The 23,133-nt window shown below is 45.3% G+C and carries 21 protein-coding genes; 10 read left to right on the plus strand and 11 right to left on the minus strand.

Annotated features, from left to right (window positions below):
* Nucleotides 1-163 precede the first annotated feature (163 nt).
* Nucleotides 164-883, plus strand: a complete 720-nt coding sequence (locus tag ACOJUO_RS02580; RefSeq protein WP_422135189.1) for a DsbA family protein — start codon at nt 164-166, stop codon at nt 881-883.
* A 106-nt stretch (nt 884-989) separates the two neighbouring features.
* Here the strand turns inward: ACOJUO_RS02580 and ACOJUO_RS02585 are convergent, their stop codons facing one another.
* Both ACOJUO_RS02585 and ACOJUO_RS02590 read right to left on the minus strand, forming a co-directional pair.
* Complete coding sequence (locus ACOJUO_RS02585; RefSeq protein ID WP_422135190.1) at nt 990-1,415, minus strand: hypothetical protein; 426 nt, start codon at nt 1,413-1,415, stop codon at nt 990-992.
* A gap of 270 nt (nt 1,416-1,685) precedes the next feature.
* A complete protein-coding gene (locus tag ACOJUO_RS02590; protein ID WP_422135191.1) occupies nt 1,686-3,398 on the minus strand; it encodes an AMP-binding protein in 1,713 nt (570 codons plus the stop codon).
* 380 nt (nt 3,399-3,778) lie between these two features.
* Here ACOJUO_RS02590 and ACOJUO_RS02595 point away from each other — a divergent pair, with 380 nt between their 5' ends.
* From ACOJUO_RS02595 to ACOJUO_RS02610, 4 genes are all read left to right on the plus strand, one after another.
* Nucleotides 3,779-5,479, plus strand: a complete 1,701-nt coding sequence (locus ACOJUO_RS02595) for a hypothetical protein (RefSeq protein WP_422138826.1) — start codon at nt 3,779-3,781, stop codon at nt 5,477-5,479.
* A gap of 169 nt (nt 5,480-5,648) precedes the next feature.
* Nucleotides 5,649-6,824 (plus strand): hypothetical protein, encoded by a 1,176-nt coding sequence (locus ACOJUO_RS02600; protein ID WP_422138827.1) that lies wholly within the window; start codon nt 5,649-5,651, stop codon nt 6,822-6,824.
* A 113-nt stretch (nt 6,825-6,937) separates the two neighbouring features.
* The gene (locus tag ACOJUO_RS02605; RefSeq protein WP_422138828.1) at nt 6,938-8,143 is read left to right on the plus strand and encodes a hypothetical protein; all 1,206 of its coding nucleotides are present in this window, start codon (nt 6,938-6,940) and stop codon (nt 8,141-8,143) included.
* 278 nt (nt 8,144-8,421) lie between these two features.
* Nucleotides 8,422-9,402, plus strand: a complete 981-nt coding sequence (locus tag ACOJUO_RS02610; protein WP_422135195.1) for a hypothetical protein — start codon at nt 8,422-8,424, stop codon at nt 9,400-9,402.
* A 22-nt stretch (nt 9,403-9,424) separates the two neighbouring features.
* Here ACOJUO_RS02610 and ACOJUO_RS02615 read toward each other — a convergent pair whose 3' ends face one another.
* Entirely contained in the window at nt 9,425-9,727 is a 303-nt protein-coding gene (locus ACOJUO_RS02615) for a GIY-YIG nuclease family protein (RefSeq protein WP_422138829.1), read from the minus strand.
* Nucleotides 9,728-10,152: 425 nt separating this feature from the next.
* Here ACOJUO_RS02615 and pgtP point away from each other — a divergent pair, with 425 nt between their 5' ends.
* The gene (gene pgtP / locus ACOJUO_RS02620) at nt 10,153-11,508 is read left to right on the plus strand and encodes a phosphoglycerate transporter protein PgtP (protein WP_422135197.1); all 1,356 of its coding nucleotides are present in this window, start codon (nt 10,153-10,155) and stop codon (nt 11,506-11,508) included.
* Nucleotides 11,509-11,575: 67 nt separating this feature from the next.
* Here the strand turns inward: pgtP and ACOJUO_RS02625 are convergent, their stop codons facing one another.
* The 4 genes from ACOJUO_RS02625 to ACOJUO_RS02640 all read right to left on the minus strand — a co-directional run bounded on the left by ACOJUO_RS02625 (nt 11,576) and on the right by ACOJUO_RS02640 (nt 15,479).
* Nucleotides 11,576-12,007, minus strand: a complete 432-nt coding sequence (locus ACOJUO_RS02625) for a DUF2147 domain-containing protein (RefSeq protein ID WP_422135198.1) — start codon at nt 12,005-12,007, stop codon at nt 11,576-11,578.
* Between the two features lie 108 nt (nt 12,008-12,115).
* Nucleotides 12,116-13,327 (minus strand): aromatic amino acid transport family protein, encoded by a 1,212-nt coding sequence (locus tag ACOJUO_RS02630; RefSeq protein ID WP_422135199.1) that lies wholly within the window; start codon nt 13,325-13,327, stop codon nt 12,116-12,118.
* A gap of 238 nt (nt 13,328-13,565) precedes the next feature.
* Nucleotides 13,566-14,324, minus strand: coding sequence for a phosphoribosylformimino-5-aminoimidazole carboxamide ribotide isomerase (gene hisA, locus ACOJUO_RS02635; RefSeq protein WP_422138830.1), 759 nt, complete (start codon nt 14,322-14,324; stop codon nt 13,566-13,568).
* A gap of 408 nt (nt 14,325-14,732) precedes the next feature.
* Nucleotides 14,733-15,479, minus strand: coding sequence for an META domain-containing protein (locus ACOJUO_RS02640; RefSeq protein ID WP_422135201.1), 747 nt, complete (start codon nt 15,477-15,479; stop codon nt 14,733-14,735).
* Between the two features lie 188 nt (nt 15,480-15,667).
* On the opposite strand from ACOJUO_RS02640, the gene ACOJUO_RS02645 reads away from it, so the two are divergent.
* Nucleotides 15,668-15,799: a hypothetical protein gene (locus tag ACOJUO_RS02645; protein ID WP_422135202.1), complete on the plus strand. Its 132-nt coding sequence runs from the start codon at nt 15,668-15,670 to the stop codon at nt 15,797-15,799.
* Nucleotides 15,800-16,145: 346 nt separating this feature from the next.
* Here the strand turns inward: ACOJUO_RS02645 and ACOJUO_RS02650 are convergent, their stop codons facing one another.
* The 3 genes from ACOJUO_RS02650 to ACOJUO_RS02660 form a co-directional block, all read right to left on the minus strand.
* Nucleotides 16,146-16,526, minus strand: coding sequence for an SET domain-containing protein (locus ACOJUO_RS02650; protein WP_422135203.1), 381 nt, complete (start codon nt 16,524-16,526; stop codon nt 16,146-16,148).
* 143 nt (nt 16,527-16,669) lie between these two features.
* On the minus strand, nt 16,670-18,472 hold the full coding sequence (locus tag ACOJUO_RS02655; RefSeq protein ID WP_422138831.1) for a DEAD/DEAH box helicase: 1,803 nt from the start codon (nt 18,470-18,472) through the stop codon (nt 16,670-16,672).
* 720 nt (nt 18,473-19,192) lie between these two features.
* Nucleotides 19,193-19,768 (minus strand): lysophospholipid acyltransferase family protein, encoded by a 576-nt coding sequence (locus tag ACOJUO_RS02660; RefSeq protein WP_422135205.1) that lies wholly within the window; start codon nt 19,766-19,768, stop codon nt 19,193-19,195.
* 755 nt (nt 19,769-20,523) lie between these two features.
* Between ACOJUO_RS02660 and ACOJUO_RS02665 the strand changes: the two genes are divergently transcribed.
* Entirely contained in the window at nt 20,524-20,703 is a 180-nt protein-coding gene (locus ACOJUO_RS02665) for an RING finger domain-containing protein (RefSeq protein WP_422137035.1), read from the plus strand.
* Between the two features lie 548 nt (nt 20,704-21,251).
* The gene (locus tag ACOJUO_RS02670) at nt 21,252-21,536 is read left to right on the plus strand and encodes an RING finger domain-containing protein (RefSeq protein WP_422137036.1); all 285 of its coding nucleotides are present in this window, start codon (nt 21,252-21,254) and stop codon (nt 21,534-21,536) included.
* On the opposite strand, the gene ACOJUO_RS02675 is transcribed toward ACOJUO_RS02670, so the two are convergent.
* Nucleotides 21,491-21,619, minus strand: coding sequence for a hypothetical protein (locus ACOJUO_RS02675; RefSeq protein ID WP_422137149.1), 129 nt, complete (start codon nt 21,617-21,619; stop codon nt 21,491-21,493). The two genes, ACOJUO_RS02670 and ACOJUO_RS02675, sit on opposite strands and share 46 nt — an antisense overlap.
* Nucleotides 21,620-22,525: 906 nt before the next feature.
* On the opposite strand from ACOJUO_RS02675, the gene ACOJUO_RS02680 reads away from it, so the two are divergent.
* Nucleotides 22,526-23,125, plus strand: a complete 600-nt coding sequence (locus ACOJUO_RS02680) for an RING finger domain-containing protein (protein ID WP_422138832.1) — start codon at nt 22,526-22,528, stop codon at nt 23,123-23,125.
* Nucleotides 23,126-23,133: the final 8 nt, after the last annotated feature.

Consider the following 23,133-nt stretch of genomic DNA (forward strand, 5'->3'; position numbering starts at 1 on the left):
AGATGGGCTCCATAGCCAGACAGCCTGGCCTATAAGTCTTTGCCATTGCCATTTAATCATGACAAAGTGGCAGTCAAAGCTATTTCGCCCCTGAAGTGAATCTCACTCCCATGAGCTTCAGCAACAACTCAGGGAAACAAATACTGACTCAAAGATGAGCACGATGAAAAAAACTTTTATTCTCGCCACTACCCTATTGATGGGCTCGCTCAACATTCAGGCACAGTCTCTGGATGATCAGCAGAAGCAGGAAGTCAGAGAGCTGGTTCGTAAAACACTGGTAGAAAACCCTGACATCCTGGTTGAAGCTATGAACGAACTGAGAAAGCGAGAAATAGCTGCCCAGCAAAGTGCCGAAACGCAGATGCTGGAAGACCGTCAAAAGCAGCTATTCGAAAACCCTGAGAACCCCATTATGGGCAACCCTGAAGCCAAGGTAACTATTGCCTACTTTGGTGATTACAACTGTGGTTTCTGCAAGCGTCAGGATCCTATCCTGAAGAAAATTGTTGAAGAGAACCCTGATGTAAAAATTGTTGTCAAGGAACTCCCCGTTCTTGGCCCGGAATCTCGTGAAGCTGCGGAAATGGCTCTGGCCACCTTCAAGCTGGACAAGGATAAATACCTGTCTGTTAACCAGCGTCTGATGTCCAGACCCGGCAGACACACCAGCAGCTCCATTAAAGCGGCGCTGAAAGCAGAGGGAGTAGACTCCGACAAACTGAAAGTAGACGAGTCTGTAACTCAGCAGCTTGACGAGAACCTGCGTCTGGCACAGGAGCTTGGCATTCGCGGAACACCTGCACTGGTATTCCCCGATGAAGTGTTGAGAGGCTACACCGAAGAAGGCGTACTGAAAGAAAAAATCAAGCAGCGTCTCTGACCTGCAATTCAACTAATAAAAAACCGGAATCATCCGGTTTTTTATTTGACTTGCTGGCTATTACATTTCTCAGGCCATTTAGTAATAACTTTTGCGCTGATGAGTATTAAAGCTCAGCCACAATACAGTCTTTACGTTCTTTTCCTGTCTTTGACAGATATTCAGTAAACTCCGATGGAATACGACCCATGGTAGCGCCTTCCCAGTTAACCACAGAGCCGTCTTCTTTTTCGTATTGAAATTGATAGCGCTGTCTTGGCTTTCCTTTTCTGGTTTTCTCTACAACAGTAGAAGCCATCAGATCTTCAATGGTCAGACCTTTCTCCTGCATCTGACCAAGAATGCTTTCAACAGCTTCTCTTTTGCGACCTTGTTGTTCCTTCTGCTCATTGTGCTCACGCACTTTTTCTGCATGGATCGCTTCTACACGTCTGATAACGTTTTCTATATCTTCAACATGCATGCCCTGAAACAGTTTACGTAACTGTACTTTTGATTTCAGGATATTCAGGGACTCTTCAAAAATATTCATTATAGAACCAGGGTGGGCAATATTTGGAAAGCATCAAAAGTACCATTGCACTGACTAACTGTAAACAGTGTCGTACATAAATTATGATGCAAAACTAAATAACGACTAACGAATTAAGAAAAAAATAATCATTTCTTTTTCAATAGCCAATCCTACGAACAGTCTAATTAAATCATACGACTGGCTGTCATCGTTTTTATTACCAGATAGTGGCATAGACTCATTACGAGTCTATGCCATGCTCCATAAAACAGATCGCTGCAATTATAATCAGGCTGTTTCCAGCTTCTTCAGTTCCTGCGCACGGAGATCTTTTCTTAAAACCTTACCGACGGGGGTCATCGGAAGCTCTACCCTGAACTCCACCTGTCTGGGCACTTTGTAAGCCGTCATATTTTTACGACAGTAATCCTTCAACTCCTGCTCGGTAATACTGTCATCCTGTGGAATAACAAACAGTTTTACTGCCTCTCCTGTTTTTTCATCAGGTACTCCGATCACCGCACAGTTTTGCACTTTTTCATGCCTGGCCACGACATCCTCAATCTCGTTAGGATAGACATTAAAACCGGATACCAGCACCATATCTTTCAGACGGTCTACGATACGTATATAACCGTCTTCACCAATAATGGCTACATCACCCGTACGGAACCAGCCTTCGTTGTCCAGCACTTCGGTAGTCGCTTCAGGGCGTTGCCAATAACCTGCCATGACCTGGGGACCTTTTGCACAGAGTTCGCCGCGTTCACCGAATGGTAACTCGTTGCCTTCATCATCAATGACTTTCAGAGCAGTACCCGGTAGGGCAATACCCACTGTGCCATCCTGAACAAAGTCACCCGCAGGGTTGGCGGTCAAAATAGGAGAGGTTTCGGACAAACCATAGCCTTCACCAATTCGGCAGCCAGTCAGTTCGAGCCAGCGATCTGCTGTCGCCTGCTGAAGCGCTGTCCCCCCCGAATTGGTCACCCTCAGGTCAGAGAAGTCAATGTTCTTGAACTCGGGATGATTCATCAGGCCGACAAACAGAGTGTTGAGGCCAATGAATGCATTGATACGCCATGGCTTGATGGTTTTGATAAAGGTATCAATATCCCTGGGGTTAGCAATCAGGATACTGTGCCCTCCCAGAGAGAAGTATGACAACAAGTGAACCGAGAAGGCATAGATGTGATAAAGAGGCAATGGCGCTACCACAGTATCACCTTCAGGATTGCAAACCGGACTACCATCAGCATTCACCTGTCTTCTCAACTCAACTGTCTGGAGAACATTGCCGACCAGATTGGCATGAGTCAACATCGCACCCTTGGCGACACCGGTAGTCCCCCCAGTGTACTGCAGAGCAGCCAGATCTTCTCTTTGTGCTGGCTTGGGTGGCTTATAGGTTCCCTTGCTACCCAGTGCCAGGGCCTTCCTGAAAGTTATGGCCGTTGGAAGGCTGTAAGACGGCACCATTTTCTTGACGTGCTTAACGGCAAAGTTGATTAAGGAGCGTTTCGGCCAGGGCAACAGATCCGCCAGATCAGTCACAATCAGGTGCTCAACACCAGTCTCCGATAAGACTTCTTCGACCAGATGTCCAACGATATTGACGCAGACCAGTGCTTTCACACCTGCGTCATTGAACTGATGTTTAATCTCTCTGGCAGTATATAGAGGATTCGTATTAACAATGACCAAACCCGCTTTGATGGCACCAAAGGCCACCACTGGATACTGCAAAATGTTAGGCATTTGCAGAGCAATGCGATCACCGGGCTGCAATCCGGTGTGCTGCTGAAGGTAGGCTGCAAACTGATCGCTCAGGCGATCCACCTCATTAAAGCTGAGCGTTAATCCCAGTCCTGTGAAGGCGGGCTTGTCTCCATGTCTATCGACAGCATCTGCAATCACTTCCCCAAGATTAGAGAAAGCTCCGAGGTCAATATGATCAGAAATACCGGGTGCGCGTTTGCCATCCCAAAAAGCTACTTCCATGGAGAGCTCCTCGTCTTATTGTTGTGAATGTCGTCCGGGCTGCCACCGGTTACATATACATACAGATTGTTCAAACCTTAATCGGGTGCGCATTATACTCGCTTCACCGTCAGTCTTGAATTATTTTTGTAAGATTTTGTTAATTGGCGGGAAGTTTTCAGCATCAGAAAACTGCTGTTTTTATCGGGTAAAGTTAAGGCAGCAGCAGGCTTCAGAGGTATTGCCGTCTCATGAAAAGTGGACGTAACGTTACACTGTGGTTTCTATTTTCTGCCCGTTAAACCCGGATATTTGCAGGCAAAGTTAAAAATCTCCGGGCTTTCGAAAGATGCACTGGCCTGTCTGCTACTTTAACACTGACATCTTGTCAGAGATCAATTATGCAATTTGTCTTAATCGTATTCTTGTTGTTATCCCATTTGCCCCTGACCTGCCATGCTAGTCGCCAAGTCTACCAGAGCACCTGGTGGATTGACGAGTTATATTCCCGCGACGAAAATAAGAGCGTATCGGTAAAGTTAAACTCACATATGTATTTTGTCTGTCCCAATATTGCCACCGTGGTAAAGATGCGTACTTCCATCAGACAAACCTCCAGCATGTATGAAAATATATGGTTGACGGATAACAAGACCTACTATGAGAATTGTGAGATACCGAAAATCACCTCAGATGAAACATCTGTCCATCTATGTCGCGATCCCCTTCGCCTGGGCTTTCTGAGTATACTGTTTCTTGAGCATGCTGCCGGAAGGGACGACAGAACGTTTAAAGGCGGGCAACATTACTACTTTATGTCCACGTCAACCGGTTTTAAGGACTCACTTGAGAGTAAAAAAGACGGACATTGTCGAACACACAACATGCGCCTCAAGGTTTATATCTGTAAAAATTATAATGAAACGGACCCCAGCTGCAGTTATCCGGACCCTCAGTTAAACTGGTATAATGCAACGGGTGCTTTTCTTTCTGCTCCCATAAAGACACCTTTAACAAATCCTGTAACGACAGCTGTCCCTGCAACTGCCACTGACAACGGTACCGCAATAATTAACACAACCGCTAATGGAACGGTCCCTGTCACTATGGCTGACAACGACACTGCAATAGTTGTGACAACCGCCACTGGAACGGCTCCCGTCACTATGGCCAACAACGAGACAGCAATCGTTATGACAACCGCTCCCGGAACGGCTCCCGTCACTATGGCCGACAACGAGACAGCAATCGTTATGACAACCGCTCCCGGAACGACTCCGGTGACTATGGCCGACAACGAAACAGCAATCGTTATGACAACCGCTCCCGGAACAGCTCCCGTCACTATGGCCGACAACGAGACAGCAATCGTTATGACAACCGCTTCCGGAACGGCTCACGTCACTGTGGCCAACAACGAGACAGCAATCGTTATGACAACCGCTTCCGAAACGGCTCCGGTGACTATGGCCGACAACGAGACAGCAATCGTTATGACAACCGCTTCCGGAACGGCTCCCGTCTCTGCCACTGACAAGAGTACCGCTACAGTTATGACAACCGCTTCGGGAACGGCTCCCATCACTACCACTGACAAGAGTACTGCAATAGTTACGACAACCGCTTCGGGAACGGCTCCCGTCACTATGACTGTCAACAATACTCAAACCGATTCCGAAACAACCACAACCAGACATGAACATTCACTGGCACAGCCCATTCGTTTAGTTTGGATGATGGGCTACAACCAGACCCGAACTGCAAATATCTTTGAAGAAGAGCATTATCCGGTGATTGCAAAGTGTAAAGAGCCCAGCACCAGGATCAATCTGCTGAACGACAAAGGAACCATTGTCAATAGCTGGCTATGCCAGAAAGTCGGTGAGCGCCTGACGATACTTAAACCCAAATACCGGTATGGCGACGTTTATCTATTTGAGGCTTCACCGGAATATCGCCGTATACTGGCACCGAAATCGAAGCTGTCTGTCAATGTGGTTAGCTCCAGAGATTATCATAACAATAACGCAGACACCTTTTATAACCCACAGGTATTGGCGCTTTTGATCTCTGTGTATCTTATTATTACAAGCGCACTCTGACAGGGTTAAGAACCAGATGATTTAAGCGGATTAGCAAGAACCAGGCACAACTTCTTTGTTTCAACAAATGATGAGTAAACTCTATGAATGTCTTTTTATTGTCTTATTTACTGAAAATCTGCAGAGTTGTCTGCTATTTCTTAATCTGAATTTGTACTAGAGAACAATTATGCAACTGGTCTTATTCGGGTTCATCTTGTTGTTATGTCTATTTCAGACATGTGATGCCGGTGATACCTACACAAGCGCTCTATGGGTGAAAGATTTATATTCACACGCAGAGAACAAAACCGTAGGCGTACGGTTAAACGGAAAAATATACTTTATTTGCCCCAACCTTCCCACTGTGATAAGGCAACGCAGATTTGATAAACAAATCTCAGATATGAATGAAAATCTATGGTTAGTAAGAAACGAAAGCTTCTACGAAAACTGTGAGATACCGGAAAATCCCTCAAGCAGGGTTTACCATTTTGTTTGCAATGATGCCAATAAACTGTTTTTTGTAAATCTACAGTTTCTTGAATTCGCTGCCGGTAGAGACGATATGACTTTTGAAGGGGGGAAATATTACTATGCATTGTCCACATCAGATGGCGACCTGAGTTCACTTAACAACCGAAAAGGCGGTCATTGTCGGACACACAACATGCGCGTCAAGTTTTATGTCTGTAAAAGGAATAACGACCCTCATCCGCTGTGCAAAAACATAGACCCTAAGTTAAACATTATTCCTCCAAGTGATCCTTCTACGAATTCTCATTCCATATACAGTTTTATAAATCCTGTAATTCCCGCTGTTCCTGCTATTACTACTGATCCCTATAACAATGCTAATACCAAAACTGCTATGAAAGTGACTACTGAAGCGGATATTACAAAGGCTACTGAAGCAGTTACGACAGAGTCTAACGAAGCAGCTCCCATCGGGGATAATGATTCACTGGATGACCCCATTGAGTTAATATGGGAGATCGGCCACAACCAGACCCAAACAACAACTATCTCTAAAGAAGAGCATTACCCCGTGGTTGCATTGTGTCATGAACCCAACATCAAGATCAGCCTGCTAAATGATAAAAACAAAATTCTCGATAGCTGGTTATGTAACAAAACAGATCAGCGTCTGACGATACTTAAATACGAAAACCGCAATGATGCGTTTTATTTATTTGAAGCATCGCCCGATTACAGCCTTAAACAGCTATGGAAATCAAAGCTGTCTGTTAATGTGCGTACTATAAGGCATCAAACAATCAATAACAATAACGCAAACGCTCTCTATGACTCATCGGCATTAGCGCTTCTTATTTCAATGTATCTTATCGCTGCAAACCGATTCTGAAAGGTTTAAGAACCTTTCCATAGATTTTTCTGAAGCATACGGATACATCTGCTACTTTTATCCTGACTAGTTGTTGGGAAAAAAGTATGCGAGTTATCTTATTTGGTTTTCTGTTGTTATTCCTGTTGTTATTCCATCTGTTTCAGACCTGCAATGCTCGTGATATCTACCAGAGCCTCTGGTGGTGGGACGAATTATTTTCTGATGCTGAGAACAAGAGCATAACAGTAAAGTTAAACTCACAGATATATTTTATTTGTCCCAATTTCCCCACCGTAATAAAGCTACGGGGCCACGATAGACAAACTTCAACCATGTATGAAAATATATGGTTAACGGACAATGAAACCCACTATGAGAACTGTGAGATACCTGAAGATCTTCCCTCAACTAAAAAGAATCACTTTATTTGCGACGATCCCGTTGAGCTGGATTTCCTAAGTCTACTGTTTCTTGAACATGCGGCAGGGCCGAACGACAGAACCTTTAAAGGCGGGAAACATTACTATTTATTGTCCACATCAAACGGGACTAAGTCATCAGTTAACAACAGAAAAGGCGGACATTGTCTAACCCATAACATGCGCCTCAAGATTTATGTCTGTAAAAAAAAGCTTATCAATGAAACAAATCCCGAATGCAGAGGCATTACAGATCCTCAGCCAAACTTTTACAGTCCAACGGATGCTTTTATTTATGCTCCTTTGAAAAGCCCTTTAACCACCCCTTTAACAAATCCTGTAACAAACCCTGTAACGACGACTTTGCACATCATTATTAACGACACAGATTCCGATATTGATGATGAAACTGAAACAATGGTACCAAAAACCACTGGTGTGGCTCCTGTCATTATGACTGATACAGAAACGGTGATAGCAAAGGCCACAACAACGGCCACTGTCGACTATGATGGTCATTCACTGTCGCGGCGCTTTCAGTTAATTTGGCAAATGGGCTATAACCAAACCCGAACTGCACAGCTCTTTGAAGAAAAGAGTTACCCAGTGGTTGCACTTTGTAAAGAGCCCAACATCAGCATCAGCCTGGTGAACAATAAAGGAGCGATTGTCGATAGCTGGTTATGTCAGAAGGTCGGCGAGCGTCTGACGATACTTAAACCCGAATACTACAATGGCGACATTTATCTATTTGAGGCATCACCCGAATATAGCCATACCCGGGTATGGAAATCAAAACTGTCTGTTAATGTGGCTAGCTTCAGACATCACATGACCAATGAAGAAAACCCTCTCTACCACTCACCAACATTGGCGCTTTTGATCTCAATGTACTTTATTGTGACAAACGCATTCTGACCAGATAAAGGTGTGCATATAGGGCTACTACTTTTATTCTAACTTTACATTAGAGAAATATAATGCAAGTTTTCTTATTTTCGCTCCTGTTGTTATTCCATCTCTTGCAGACATCTGATGCTCGTGATGTTTACACAAGTGTATTGTGGGAATATGATTTATATTCCAAAGCTGAGAACAAAACCATAGGGGTAAGGCTAAACTCGCAGATACAGTTTCTTTGCCCCAACCTTCCTACTGTAGCAAGGGTACGCAGCCACGATAGGCAAACCTCAGACATGAAAGAAAATATATGGCTCACGAACAACGAGACCTACTATGAAAACTGTGAGATACCGGAAGATTTTCCCATTACCCGGCAAGATTTATTTATTTGCGACGACCCTACTCGCCTGATTCACCTTAGTTTACTGTTTCTTGAAAATGCTGCCGGAATGAACGACAAAACCTTTGAAGGTGGGAAATATTACTATCTATTCTCCACTTCAGATGGCCGTGCGAGTACACTCTATAACAGAAAAGGTGGGCATTGTCTGACACACAACATGCGCATCAAGATTTATGTCTGTAAAGCAAAGGGTGACACCAGCCCGCTCTGCAAAAAAACAAACCCTCAGTTAAACTGGCTTCCAGGAACTTACCCTTTTACTCCTGCTCCTATAACAAACCGTGTAAAAGCTCGTTTAACAAATCCTTTAACGACAACTATTCCTGCCATTACTGATCATACTGATACTGGAAACAATACCGAGACGGTCATGACTAATACGACTGAAAAAGCGGCTGCTGTTATTACTGACATCTATACCGATGCGGTAACAACAAAGGCCACTGAAACGGTACCCACTGACTATGATGTTACACAGGCAGACTCCGTTCAGTTAATGTGGGAAATGGGCTTTAACCAGACCCAGACTGAAACTCTGTTTGAAGAGGAGAATTACCCGGTGGTTGCACTGTGTAAAGAACCCAACACAAAAATCAGTCTTCTGAACGACAAAGGAAACATTGTCGATAGCTGGTTATGTCAGAAAGTCGGTGAGCGCCTGACGATACTGAAACCCGAATACCAAAATGGCGACGTTTATCGATTTGAGGCATCACCGGAGTACAGTCCTGCGCGGTTATGGAAATCAAAACTGTCTATCAATGTGGGTAGCTTTAAGTATGAATACATCAGTAAGGCAAGCTCACTTTATGACTTACCGGCATTGACGCTTTTGATGTCGATGTATTTTATTGGTTTAGGCGCATTCTGACAGGGTGAGAAATCTCTGCGGATCAAAGCCTTGCTTCGACCGGAAGGACTTCAGCATAGTTGGAAGCAATGTTTTGCTTTTCTTTCAGCAGAGCCTCCTTCTGAGTGCGAGTCATTTTTTTAATGGCGGCTTCCCGCCTGCCTGCGGTTGAACGGTTATGACCTGCTTCCAGATACATCAGGGCAGCAGGTTTTTTACCATTAAAAAATCGGGCGCCGCCTTTCTTTTTGCCTGAGTGTTCCTTCCAGCGCCGCTCGACATTGGTGGTAATGCCGGTGTACAGACTGTTGTTGCTTGCCAGAATGATATAAACGAACCAGTTCATGAAACCTGCACAAAAAAGATAAACAACAGCAGTTTACCGCATCGGGCAGGTTAGCACTATAAAACAAAACGAAAGTTCTATTTAAAGAACATCATTGTGATATTAAGTTTTTTTTGGCTTTCGACTTGCTAAATCACAAATCTGAACTGGAATTAACAGTTGCTACCCTCCCACAGGAACATCTTTGCACAGAGTTTGTGGGACTTAATAAAGCGGCTTTTGTTTTTTGATACCGGTGAGTCTAACCATCGTTTTGCCAGTTACCTGTAAAAATGATGCTCACTGAAATGAGAGCAAAGCTGTTCGATCATTCAGCCGTGAACCCAATTGTCGGCCAAAGGAATGTTTGCCGAAGCTCTTGGCCGCCCGAACGAGCTCTTGTTCGGGACAAATGGCTATAACGAATAAATTCGGGAGTACTTCCTATGTTGAGCTTTCTCAGTCCTCCTGCTCATCAAGAGCAGATTGCGTCCAAAGAAGTTGATGAAACTTATAAAAAACTTCGTATACAGGTTTTGTTAGGCATCATTGTTGGCTATGCCGCTTATTACCTGATTCGCAAAAATTTCTCTCTGGCCATGCCCGACCTGATTGAGCAGGGTTTTACCAAGTCCGAACTGGGTCTGGCTCTCTCAGCGGTCTCTTTTGCCTACGGCTTCAGCAAGTTTCTTATGGGCAACCTCTCTGATCGCAGTGACGCTCGGAAATTCATGAGTATTGGCCTGATTCTCTCGGCCCTGACCATGATATTTATGGGAACCGTTCCTTTTGCCACCACCACAGTCACTTCCATGTTTGCCCTGCTGTTTCTCAATGGCTGGTTTCAGGGTATGGGCTATCCGGCTGGCAGCAGAGTCATGACACACTGGTTCTCTGTGAGAGAGAGGGGCGTTAAATGGGCTTACTGGAATACTTCTCACAACCTGGGAGCCGGTCTGGTAGGTCCCATGGCTATTTTTGCGGTCTATCTGTTTGGTGACTGGCAATCACAGCTCTGGTTCCACGGAGTCGTAGCCCTCGTCCTGGCCGGTATCACCTGGACCTTATTAAGAGATACTCCCCAGTCCTGTGGCCTGCCCAGTATCGAAGCATGGACTGGTGACAAGCTTAAATCCTATGACGAGCACCACCATGAGCAGGAGATGTCGGCCAAAGATATCTTTTTCAAATATGTATTTAACAATAAATTGCTCTGGTATCTCTCGCTGGCTAATGTCTTCGTTTATCTGGTTCGTTACGGAGTACTGGATTGGGCGCCAACTTACCTGAAAGAAGTGAAAGGTTTCTCAATGGCTCAGAGCGGTCTGGCCTATTTCCTCTATGAGTTTGCCGGCATTCCCGGCATCCTGCTCTGTGGCTGGGCCAGTGACCGTTTCTTCAGAGGCTGTCGTGCCCCTGTCAGTATGTGGATGATGGCACTGGTCTGTGTTGCCATTGTCATTTACTGGCAGAACCCGGCTGGACACCCGATGATTGATAACCTCTGCCTGATATTTGTGGGCTTCCTGATCTATGGCCCCGTTGTGCTGGTAGGTCTCCAGGCCGCTGATTCAGCCCCCAAGAAGGCAACCGGAACCGCCACTGGCCTGACCGGCCTGTTTGGTTATCTCGGTGGCGCTCTCTTTGCCAACCTGGCTATGGGAGTTATTGTTGATGCGATGGGCTGGAGTGGTGGCTTTATGCTGATTCTGGCTGCCTGCGTCATGGCGATTCTGTTTCTGGCAATGACTCTGAAGCAGGAAAAAGAAGACAAAGCCGAACTCTTCAGTCAGTACAAATGATACAACTTCTACCCGGCAGTCATTTCTGCCGGGTAACCGGAGCCTCTGAGACTTAAGGCAATTGCGACTAATCAGCCTTCACCCAAACCGAAGTTCGACCCAACAATGAAAAGCCCAGATACCCCCTCAGCTCAAGTTTTTGACCCCCGTCAATCAACTTCATGCTGCCGCTGTATACTCTACCTGACTTCGGATCGAGAACATTTCCGTTGTCGTATTTAGAACCATCTTTTTTCATTCCCCAAAGAAAAGTCATCCCTTCTATCTTTTGGTTCTTTTTGTCGCCTTTGCATTTTTCACAGACCGCATCTCTGGAAGCAGGATCAAGGATCTCCACAATCTTACCTTTCAGCTGATCACCTTCTTGCCAGATAGTCACCAGAGATTCCTTTTTATTGGTTTCTTCGTTAACGGTGTACCACTCACCAACGTATCCATTGGCAAAAGACAGAACCGGGATAAGCAGTGCAGAAGCTGCCAGAAGAGTTTTTCGTAACATGAGGAGTTCCTACATTTCTCGTTTGACGAAACGATAGTAATCGGATCAATGCTAAAGAACCAGCTAAAAACATTTGAGTCATCAAGACTCCGGATTCTCAAAAACGGATCAGGAATCCAGAGCTGGCAGCCAGCCGGAAACAATACCTGCCTGGGCAAGAATCACGGCCAGCCCGATCAAACACATGATGACCAGCAACGGATTACCTCCGGCAACCTGATAGGGCTCTTCAAGATGCTCCTTCCGCACTTCCCAGACCAGCATGACGGGAAGAAAAACCGCCAGAATCACCAAAGCTACTGCGGCATAACCCAAAGTCGTCACAAAGCCTCCCGGAAAAAAAACCGCCACCAGCAACGGCAGCCCCAGAGTCAGGCAGACAGTTTGAATACGACCGATGATGGTATCAGGTCTCTTACTGACTTCAGCCAGATAATCAAAGAGACCAATGGCTACCCCCAGAAACGAAGTGCCCAGTGCACAGGCTGTAAAAGCACTGATAAGATGGTTAAAGCCGGAATAATGGCTGGCTTCACCAATGCTGTTGATAAGCTGGTCGACAGCATCCGGACTGCCCTGCAGGTTGTTGATCAGACTGGATGACAAAGTGCCGTTGGTGGCAAACTGCCAGAGTGAATAGACCAGAAGGGGCACGATACTGCCCAACACCAGTGCCATACGAAAATCTCCAGGCTTGCCTTTTACATACCGCACAACTGTAGGTACTGCACAATGATATCCGAATGAGGTGTAAAGTACTGGCAAAGCAGCAAAGAGCATACCGGGTTGACCGACCCCAAGGGTGAGATTTTTGGCTTCAGCTTCTGGCAATAAAAGCACCATGATGAACATCATTAACATCATCATCAGAAAGAACATGGCTCGATTGGCGTAGTCCACCACGACCGTCCCGACAACCACCATTACAGCAATAATCACTGCCACTAACGTAGCTGACTGAGAAAAACTGAGAGCCAGCCCCATTTTTTGAGTGATGGCGACCGCTTGCCCTGCGCCGGCTGTGATATAGGCTGAACAGAGTGAGTAATACAGAAACAGCATGGCCAGAATAGCGACAGCCTGACCGGGTTTCCCCAGCAGCCGTCCCACCACACCATGAAGATTATCAGCCTCTGGCACGGCACGGCAGGCCTCGGCGATCAGCAAACCTCCATAGCATGCCAGTGAGGCCATTAACATCATCAGCAGAATTCCTGACCAGATACCCGTAGCAGCAGAAACCAGAGGCAAGGCCAGCATACCTGCTCCAATTGATGTACCTGCTACCAGCAGAGTGCTTCCCAGTGTTTGACTGTTCATGTGTTAATTCATCGTTTCCTTTCCAAACACCAAGGATAGACAAGAATTAACAAGAATTTATAGAGTGATCTTTCTCTCTTTTTCTGTTAAGAGCCTTTGATAAGCTTCTTCGACTCATTTTCCCAAAAAAAACAATTTAACATGCCTCACTGCATTATCGAGTACTCTTGAAACGTTGAGCAGAAATATCCAAAACGGATAATTCAGAACCACCCGGCATGAATGTCAAACCTGCGGCTTAATCGGTTTTACAGCGCGCGACTACATCCATAAATGCCAGCGAACCACCAAAAATATCCAGGGCGCTGCCTATGGTAATGTGTACCTGATCGTTACCGGCTTTTCTGACTGCTTCAATGTCTTCCAGAGTGGCAATGCCTCCCGCATAGGTCACAGGAACAGGTGAATATTGAGCCAGCAGCGAAACCAGTTCCAGGTCAGGCCCTGCCATCAAACCTTCAACCGATGCCGCATGAACAAGAAACTCATCACAATAATGAGCCAGCCTATTCAATGTCTCAGCATTGATCCGGGTATCGGTAAACCTCTGCCAGCGATCCGTCACAATAAAATACTCATCATCTTTTTTCTTACAGGAAAGATCCAGCACCAGACGCTCACGGCCTATTGCAGCGAGTAATTTATCCAGATTATCAAAATCTATCTGACCATCTTTGAAAACGTAGGAGGTCACGATGACATGTGAGGCTCCCATATCCAGATACCGAACAGCATTGTCTGCTGTAATACCGCCGCCAATCTGAAGACCTCCGGGCCATGCTGACAGGGCAGAAGCGGCGGCATCCTCATTGCCGGGCCCGAGTTTTATGACATGACCACCCGTTAATTGTTTCTGCCGATAAAGATCCGCAAAATCAGCCGCAGAGCGGTCACTTTCAAAATTCACCAGAGCCGAATTATCACCATCACGCAGAGAGCTTCCCACTATCTGTTTTACCTTGCCTTCGTGCAGGTCAATACAGGGACGAAACTGCATAATGGAACCTCCTTGATGTGCTTTAACAGTGAAATGAAAGCGCTAAACCTATCACATTTAAGGTCAATTAAGAGAGCGTTTCCTGCTTTGCGCTGTCATGTGAAAAGAAAGACTCTTCTGGTTGGCAAGCCTGTTTTCAGCCAGACCCGGACCAAAGGATCAGCAGCAGGATAGCTTTAATGTTGCTTTGCAACTCGTTCCCACGCTGGGACCCAGAGGACCTGAAAGCATGAGAACCAGAGTTTCGCGACAGGCTCCTAAGGAGCGAGCAGCGACTTCATAAGATCATATTTGCAGTTCCCTCCAGCAAAGTGAATTTGCTGGAGGGGATAGAGGGTTGCAAAAGAAAGGAGGGCGAGTTCAGGTTATTGTCTGGCTGAAATTCTGAACCTGACTTTCAGCCCGTGATCACTGACCTTTGAATTCCAGAGGTCTGGAGAAATCAATTATTTTGTTAGAAGTAGTGTGGGAAACCAGTTTTCCATTTTGTCTGACTTCTACAGAGACAGAATACGTACGGTTTGGCTGAATCAGTGAAGGCGCATAAGGAACATCAAATTTTAAGGGTCCATCAACACGCTGATTCAGCTTGATTTTTTTCTCACCAATCAGGTTCGAATGCTTATCCTTATTGCTAATATCTTTCATCAAAATCAGAACATCTGCGCCAGCCGGGAAACTGCCTGTGGATGATTTGATGATCCCTCTCACTTTGGCACTCTCTGCAAAGAACGTCATCGTCTCATCATTGTGACGCCCCTTCAGAGTCATTACCAGGCCGTTGGACATCATGGTGTCAACCTGCTGAAGCCCTTTGAAATAAGCCATTTCCTGTTTCATGTAAGGTTCCGGGCAGGCCATCATAGTGGAACCTACTCTGCCAAACTGCAACTCATCCTGTTGCATCGTATAGCTGCCAAAGTAACCGTTACAAGGGCCACGACCACTGATTTGACCATCCTTGCCAGAAGCAGATTGAAACTCAAGAGTGACTCTTTTGCCATTAACCGGTGGCACGCCATTCAGGGAACGCAGCACCCAGGTCTTACCCTCAACGTCGGTGGGTGTTACCACCACACTCTTGTCCGGTGTACTACAGGCAACAAGAAAACCTCCTGCTGCCAGCACCAGAACATAACGGCCCATGGTTCTCATGATTTTACCTTATACCTCACGTGAGACGGTTCTTGATTTCTGCCCCGGCAGAAAAGCCTGAGCATAAACCCTGAAGCTGCTCATTGAAAACCGCCAGAAACCTTTATTACCAAGGTCTGACACAAAATACGGAGCTATATACGGAGCTATATACGGAATGCGGATCGATACAAAGATACAGCATCCTAATGAAACCCACGAATGAAGTGACATCATTAACCCGGATAGAAGCGCCACCTATACACGACAAAGAAGTAGCAAACAGTAGAACATCGACCGATACTCGTCTGGCTGACCACCTCAAGGTAAAACATCACTAAGTGTAGCAGCCAAATGATTCGCGATATAAATCAATCACGCTAACTGACGACACCTGAATTCAGGTGTCTAGGAGCCTGACCGAGAATAGCGCCCGTAGCGAGGACGGCAGAAAATTGAGGATGAAAATTCGGTTTTGTGAGGAGAATAGCGAGCTATTTGACGAACAAAAGCGGATTTTCAGACCAATTTGCTGCCACCGCAGTAGGGCAGTCTATTCTCGGTCAGGCTCCTAGGAGCCTGACCGAGAATAGCGCCCGTAGCGAGGACGGCAGCAAATTGGTCTAAAAATCCCTGTTTCTTGCAATCCTCGCTACGGATGCTTAAGTCCGACAGGCTGCTGGGTTTTCAGGGCTCCCATTGAATTCCTTGCCAAAGAGGTGATTGATCGTTCGGTGAGCCGTTGTAATTAATTGTTATCTCTTCATTGGGTCGAATTTTTTTAATGGCAATGAATTCAATCACCCGATCTTCCATATCATATCGGTAGAGTGCATTGGGTGTATAAGAGTGGTTGTAAATTGAACCCAGCCCCAAAGCAATAGCGGCTGAATCCATTGCCTCACCCCAGGAAAAGTAGTAGTTGTATATCGTCGTTTGATCAATGTGTTCAAGATCTTCAGGAGGCAATTCAAGAACAGGACAACGCTCGATGACTGTATCTCGCTCAATCTTTTTACGTGTAAAGACTCCTCGCCCTTTCGAACCAGAAAATGCTACGTACAGCATAAGCGAGACCTCTTTAATTTTTGTTTCCTGACAGTCTACCTGCCCTTTAGCGGTCTGTTAATTGTCTTTTTGCAGTGCTCCACCCAAAAAAAAGCAGAAGTACCAGACTTCTGCTTTTTCATAATCAATGAAAGATGATTGACTTATGCTTCACGGCGAGGCCTGCGAGAACCCTGACGCCGGTCCCCACCACGATTGTCACGATCTCTTCTGAAACCTTCGCCATCACGACCACGGCCACGTCGGGGACGATTGTGATCACGACGACCGTCATCAGCCCAGATTTTCAGATCCAGAGCCTTGTTGCGGACCTTGACGTTTTTCAGAGCATCCAGAATGGAAGCATCCACACCTTCTGGCAGGTAGACGGAAGAGCAGGTGTCAAACAGGCGAATGTGACCGATATTCTTGCCTGAAATATTACTTTCGTTGGCAATCGCACCGACCAGGTCTCCGGGGGTAATGCCCTGATCGCGACCTACATCAACACGGTAACGAACCATACCTTCATTGTCTTCTTTACGATCACGACGTGGACGCGCACCGCGCTCACCACGATCGCCTCTGTCTCCACGATCACGTCGCTCACGCTGTGGACGCTCAGGCTCTTTACCATCCGGGAACGGACGTTCTTTCTGGGCCATAAAGCAGAGAACAGCGGCCATATCTTCGTGGCTCAGAGCATGTTCGGTTTCCAGCTCAGCAATGATTTCACGGAATACATCCAGCTCTTCGCCCATTTCCAGAGATTTCACCACTTCTTCCTTGAAGGCACGAATGCGCATATCACGAACATCACGCATAGACGGCAGACGCATAGTCTCAATGCGCTGGCGAGTGGCGTGTTCAATAGCTCGCAACATACGACGCTCACGGTGCGTAGCAAAAAGAATAGCTACACCCTGACGACCTGCACGGCCAGTACGACCAATACGGTGAACATAAGCTTCTGTATCATAAGGAATGTCGTAGTTTACAACGTGAGACATTCGCTCAACGTCAAGACCACGGGCCGCTACATCTGTAGCGATCAGAATATCGAGAGAGCCTTTCTTCAGTCGATCTACTACTTTTTCACGCAACCCCTGGCTCATGTCACCATTCAATGCAGCAGCAGCAAAGCCTCTGGCCTCGAGCTTTTCAGCCAGCTCTACGGTTGCAGTTTTGGTGCGCACGAAGATTATCATGGCATCAAAAGGTTCGACTTCAAGGATTCGTGTCAGTGCGTCCAGCTTGTGGAAACCGCTGACCATGCAGACTTTCTGGGTGATGGTATCAACAGTGGCGGTTTTCGCCTTAATCTCAACAGTGGCAGGATTTTTCAGGTGCGTATCCGCTATCTTGCGAATCTGTCTGGGCATAGTGGCAGAGAACAGGGCCACCTGACGCTCTTCCGGTGTCTGTTCCATGATCCATTCAATGTCATCGACAAAGCCCATGCGCAGCATTTCATCGGCTTCATCCAGAACAACTGCTTTCAAAGCATCCAGCTTGAGGCTCTCTCTGCGAATATGGTCCATGACACGACCCGGCGTGCCCACAATAACATGAGCACCACGCTTGAGGCCTCTCAGCTGACCACGCATATCCTGCCCACCGTAAACCGGCAGCACGTGAAAGCCCTTCATGTGACGCGCGTAACGCTGAAAAGCTTCAGCCACCTGAATGGCCAACTCGCGCGTAGGTGTCAGCACCAGAACCTGAGGATCATTGGCCTTCATATCCAGACTGGAAAGCATAGGCAGGGCAAACGCGGCAGTTTTGCCAGTACCGGTCTGAGCCAGACCCAGCAGGTCTCTGCCCTCAAGAATCCGGGGAATACTCTGAGCCTGGATAGGAGAAGGTGTTTCATAACCGACATCCTTTACCGCCTTGATTACTGCCGGGGAAAGAGGCAGTTCAGCGAAGGTAATTATTGACTCAGCAGGGGTTGTGTCGTCAGACATCAAGTACTCCAAAAAATTAGGCATTGATACAATCAGTGTTCTCCCTTTAGATACTCTGACAGGCAGCCGACGGGGTAGCGCCGGTCTTAAGCCGTGAGAATCACCCATGGGCCAGTCGCGGGTAGAAAGTCGGTCACCATGTTCTGTGGAACAGGACAGATTTCAGAGAGTCAGACAAGTGATTGCTTAGCTTGAATAATTCAATGAAAGCGTTGATCGTTCTTTTCGGACCTTGCGACCTGAGCCTGCAAACAGGCTCCCATGTACACTGATCCACCGCACGGTCCTTTTCGTAACGCGCAGTGATTATTAACCATGCTCCGGCCACCGGGTTCACAAACAGGCGGTGGCCTTTTCACTCATGGCAGTTGGGTGTCCATGACTTCGTTGAAGATCTCGAAAGAACTGACAGGATCGGCATCCGATGAGAGTTCAATATGCAAACCGATCACAGAGGTAAACGGAGTACCAGGACATCTGGGAGGCAGCCCGGGAACGCCTGCAGAGCATTCTCAGCCAGTCTCCCTGGAAGGTCTTATTAACAGCCCTTCCACAAAAGGTCGGTTATTCTATCGCTATTCGCTCAACATAGATAGCTGTATTTCAAGCAACCTCCCTGTATTTAACCGATAGGACAGCAGGATTTACAACTACTCGTTATTTATTTGCGGCCATTGACCTCAGCTACGCAAAACGCGCGAAGAACACTGCGGGCTCCTTTCAGAACCTGTGAGGCCTTTTGCCCGTCATCCCCTGGTAGAAGTGCTGAATTTTTTTCAGGTCACTCTCATAGTGATCCGAAGGGAAGAACATGGGGCCGAAACCTCCCACTCTGGTTTTAAAATCCAGAAATCCCAGAGCAATGGGGACACCGGCTCCAACCGCAACATGGTAAAAACCACTTTTCCATTGGCCCACCTTGCTGCGCGTTCCCTCGGGAGGAATGGTAACGATAAGATCCTCGGAAGCATTAAACCGGTTGACAACTTGCTGCACCAGTCCGGTATTACGGCTTCGCTCCACAGGTATGCCGCCCATCCAGCGCATTATGGGGCCCATGGGGCCTTTAAAAAGATTGCTCTTGCCCATCCAGGAAATCTTGAGACCGAATTTAAAGGCAATGGCAATCACCAGAATAAAGTCCCAGTTACTGGTATGGGGAGCAGCAATAAGGACGTACTTTCGAGCATCCGGCTTTTTACCCGACAACTTCCAGCCCGCAAGCTTCAGACCCAGAGTAGAGATTAAACGAAAGAGAGTATTAATAATGGGAGTATCAAAGATCGTATGAGTCATCAAGAAGGTTACCACAGGCAGTCGAGATCAAGACTGACTCAGTGTCCATAACAAATAAATGTCTTTAAAAATTATATTCGCCCGACCAGCCTTGGAACGTGATTATACCTGCCTTAAACAGAATGTACACGCCAGTGAACATTTTTATGTTTAGCCAATTTCGCGAAAAATATTGCCCAGCCGGGCCAGGCCCTGCAGGCATTGATGTAAGGGATCAGTCCGGAGGACTGTTCATTCAGTGGATATTCGCAGGTGCAGCATGCTGGATTGTTTGTTGCACAACCCCCCACAGTCTACCATGACCGAGTACTCCGTAAAATTACCACACAATTAATATGCTCTGTTTATACAAATCAGTAATATTTATCTTGCTCATATCTTATGGTGCTTCTTATGGGTCTCAAGATAATACTTATAATGATGAACATGTAAGTTCCAACCAAACTATTTCATATAAAGATTACGAAGGGAGTTTTTCGAGTAACCTGTTAAATTTATTAAGCACTCTCTCTTTATATTATGATGGGTTCAGGCTGCCTCTACGTGCGACTGAAATAGCAGCTGTTGTTTTTTTTGATTTATATATATTTAAAATGCGTAGAGTAACTCCTGAAACATGTCGTATGATTTTTTCATATAGCCTTGCATCAAGCCATCTTGCTAATGGTATATACGACACGAGAATGAATGTTAAAAATCATGGAATCTCATTATTATCCTTAGCCAAATTCATTGCACAAAGAATAGAGCACATAATGTCTTTAGCAATTGCCGAACATTTGTTAGTAATACTTTTCACAGAACCATGTCCTATTTGTTTAGAGTCCTTAAGATTTCCTGTCCAATTTGCAACTTGTGCAAGACATTTGTTTTGTGCGGCCTGCATTGGTCAATGGCGGGCGCATTCACCTTTTTGCCCTGTATGTCGTCAGTAAGCCGCCAATGAACTAAAGAGAATAGCGGTCAGCCTGTACAATAAATGCCTATTTCGGAAACGGAACGACTTTTGGCTGGAGCATCTTTTTATCCAGCCATATTCAGCCGTTGCTCGCAGGTGCAGCGTGCTGGATTTTTGTGATATGACTTTTCGTAATCTACCATGACCAAGTGTTCCTAAAATCCCCAGACAATAGATATGCTTTATTTATGTAAATCAGTGATGTTTATCTTACTGATATCTTATGGTGCTTCTTACGGGTCTCAAGATAATACTTATAATGATGAATATCTAAATCCCAACCAAACTATTTCATACGAAGACCATGAACAGAGTGCTTCGAGTAACCTGTTAAATTTCTTAAGCGGTCTCTTAATATATTATGATGGAGTCAGGCTACCGCTGCGTGCTGTTGAAATCGTATGTCTTTTATTTAATATCCATCTATTTGAAATAGGTAGAGAGCCTCCTCGTAATATATATACTGAAATTTTATCATTTATTTTTGGATCAAGTTTTTTGTTTCATATTATATACGACATAAGCATGAATATTAAAAATCATGGAAGATCATTATTATTATTCTTACCTAGATTCATTGCACAAACAACGGAGCACATAACTTTTGTAGTCATTGTCGCAGCATCATGTTCTTTTTGTTTAAAGCCCTTAATATTTTTAGTAAAAATTCACACAGAATCATGTCCTATTTGTTTAGAGCCCTTAAGATTCCCTTTCCGATATGCACGTTGTAGAAGACATTTGTTTTGTGCAGACTGCCTTAATCAATGGCTGGCACATTCACCTTTTTGCCCTGTATGTCGGCAGTAACCCACTGATGATAAAGAATAATAGCGATCAGCCTGTTCAATAAATGCCTTTTTCAGAAACTGAATGTTTTTTGGCTGAGGCATATTTTGTTCCAGCCATTTTCAGCGGGTGCTCGCAGGTGCAGCCTGCTCGATATTTGTGACATGACCTTTCGTAATCTATCTTGACTACTTGTTCCCTAAAATTCATAAACATTAGATATGCTCTATTTAGGTAGATTAGTGATATTTATCTTACTAATATCATGTGGCACTTCTTACGGTTCTCAAGATAATACTTATGATGATGAATATAAAAATCCCAACCACACTATTTCATATGAAGATTACAAACAGAGCCTTTCAACTGGCCTCTTAAATTTATTAACCTTTCTCTCGTCACATTATGATGAATTCAGGCTACCTTTACGTTTAACTGAGATAACATCTCAGTGTTTGTTGAATTTCTGTCTACTTAAGCTGAGCAGTACTTTTCATCATGAGTATCTTTTTGTTTATTTATTAAGCGCTGTCGTTAACTTTTCATATGACCTAAGAACTAATCAGCATAATTACGAAGATCTATCATTATTCATATTTACACTCATCGCACAAAGGATGGAGCACGCATTGTCTCTATTTATTACCTATTATTTGTCAGTAAAACTTTTTTCAGGAATATGTCCTATTTGTCTGGAACAAATGAGTACCTTTATCAACTGTGCAGGCTGCAGAAGGCACTGGTATTGCAGTGCATGCCTTCGCACATGGGAGGCGCAATCACTTTTGTGCCCTGTATGCCGACAGTAACCTCCCGATAAAATAAATAGAATAGCGATCAACCCGTTCAATAAATATCCATTTCGAAAACTGAATGGATTTTGGCTGAAGCACCTTTTGCTCCAGCCATTTTCAGCGGGTGCTCGCAGGTAAAACCTGCTCGATATTTGTAACATGACCCTTCGTAATCTATCTTGACTGAGTGTTCCCTAAAATCCATACACAACAGATATGCTCTATTTATGCAAATTAGTGATATTTGTCTTGCTAATATCTTGTGGCACTTCTTACGGATCTGAAGATAATACTTATAATGATGAATATGTAAATTCCGACCTGACTATTTCACATAAAGATTACGAACAGAGCTTTCTCAGGGACCTGTTAAATTTATTAACTTCTCTCTCGTTATATTATGATGAAATCAGGCTACCTTTACGCTTAGTTGAATCAACAAGTGCTTCTTTTTTAATTTACCATCTACTTAAATCGGGTAATGTTTTTCGTCAAGAGTTAGCTTTTGCTTTTTCAATAAGCTTAATATCATGCTTTTATTTTAACTTCATCTACGACCTGATAGCATTTTTCAGTAGTGATGAAAACTTACCACTAGCCTTTTGCAGTCTCGTTGCCCGAGTAACAGAGCACGCATTGTCAGCAAGAATTACTGACTATCTGGCAGTAAAACTCTTTGGCGGATTATGCTCTATTTGTATGGACCCCATAAGATCCCCTATCGCCGCTGGGGAGTGTTTAAAGCACTTCTACTGTGCAGCATGCATTCACGCATGGACGACACAATCACCTTTGTGCCCTGTGTGCCGACAATAACCCCCAGT

Origin of the sequence: Endozoicomonas sp. ALC020, assembly GCF_049275935.1 — a bacterium.
In the GTDB taxonomy this organism is placed as follows: Bacteria; Pseudomonadota; Gammaproteobacteria; order Pseudomonadales; family Endozoicomonadaceae; genus Endozoicomonas_A.

Bases quoted from the DNA above. Each gene is read 5' to 3' on its own strand.
- ACOJUO_RS02580 (WP_422135189.1), top strand. From the start codon at position 164: ATGAAAAAAACTTTTATTCTCGCCACTACCCTATTGATGGGCTCGCTC.
- ACOJUO_RS02585 (WP_422135190.1), bottom strand. From the start codon at position 1,415: ATGAATATTTTTGAAGAGTCCCTGAATATCCTGAAATCAAAAGTACAG.
- ACOJUO_RS02590 (WP_422135191.1), bottom strand. From the start codon at position 3,398: ATGGAAGTAGCTTTTTGGGATGGCAAACGCGCACCCGGTATTTCTGAT.
- ACOJUO_RS02595 (WP_422138826.1), top strand. From the start codon at position 3,779: ATGCAATTTGTCTTAATCGTATTCTTGTTGTTATCCCATTTGCCCCTG.
- ACOJUO_RS02600 (WP_422138827.1), top strand. From the start codon at position 5,649: ATGCAACTGGTCTTATTCGGGTTCATCTTGTTGTTATGTCTATTTCAG.
- ACOJUO_RS02610 (WP_422135195.1), top strand. From the start codon at position 8,422: ATGAAAGAAAATATATGGCTCACGAACAACGAGACCTACTATGAAAAC.
- ACOJUO_RS02615 (WP_422138829.1), bottom strand. From the start codon at position 9,727: ATGAACTGGTTCGTTTATATCATTCTGGCAAGCAACAACAGTCTGTAC.
- pgtP (WP_422135197.1), top strand. From the start codon at position 10,153: ATGTTGAGCTTTCTCAGTCCTCCTGCTCATCAAGAGCAGATTGCGTCC.
- ACOJUO_RS02625 (WP_422135198.1), bottom strand. From the start codon at position 12,007: ATGTTACGAAAAACTCTTCTGGCAGCTTCTGCACTGCTTATCCCGGTT.
- ACOJUO_RS02630 (WP_422135199.1), bottom strand. From the start codon at position 13,327: ATGAACAGTCAAACACTGGGAAGCACTCTGCTGGTAGCAGGTACATCA.
- hisA (WP_422138830.1), bottom strand. From the start codon at position 14,324: ATGCAGTTTCGTCCCTGTATTGACCTGCACGAAGGCAAGGTAAAACAG.
- ACOJUO_RS02640 (WP_422135201.1), bottom strand. From the start codon at position 15,479: ATGAGAACCATGGGCCGTTATGTTCTGGTGCTGGCAGCAGGAGGTTTT.
- ACOJUO_RS02645 (WP_422135202.1), top strand. From the start codon at position 15,668: ATGAAACCCACGAATGAAGTGACATCATTAACCCGGATAGAAGCGCCA.
- ACOJUO_RS02650 (WP_422135203.1), bottom strand. From the start codon at position 16,526: ATGCTGTACGTAGCATTTTCTGGTTCGAAAGGGCGAGGAGTCTTTACA.
- ACOJUO_RS02655 (WP_422138831.1), bottom strand. From the start codon at position 18,472: ATGTCTGACGACACAACCCCTGCTGAGTCAATAATTACCTTCGCTGAA.
- ACOJUO_RS02660 (WP_422135205.1), bottom strand. From the start codon at position 19,768: ATGACTCATACGATCTTTGATACTCCCATTATTAATACTCTCTTTCGT.
- ACOJUO_RS02665 (WP_422137035.1), top strand. From the start codon at position 20,524: ATGTCTTTAGCAATTGCCGAACATTTGTTAGTAATACTTTTCACAGAA.
- ACOJUO_RS02670 (WP_422137036.1), top strand. From the start codon at position 21,252: ATGAATATTAAAAATCATGGAAGATCATTATTATTATTCTTACCTAGA.
- ACOJUO_RS02675 (WP_422137149.1), bottom strand. From the start codon at position 21,619: ATGCCTCAGCCAAAAAACATTCAGTTTCTGAAAAAGGCATTTATTGAA.
- ACOJUO_RS02680 (WP_422138832.1), top strand. From the start codon at position 22,526: ATGCTCTATTTATGCAAATTAGTGATATTTGTCTTGCTAATATCTTGT.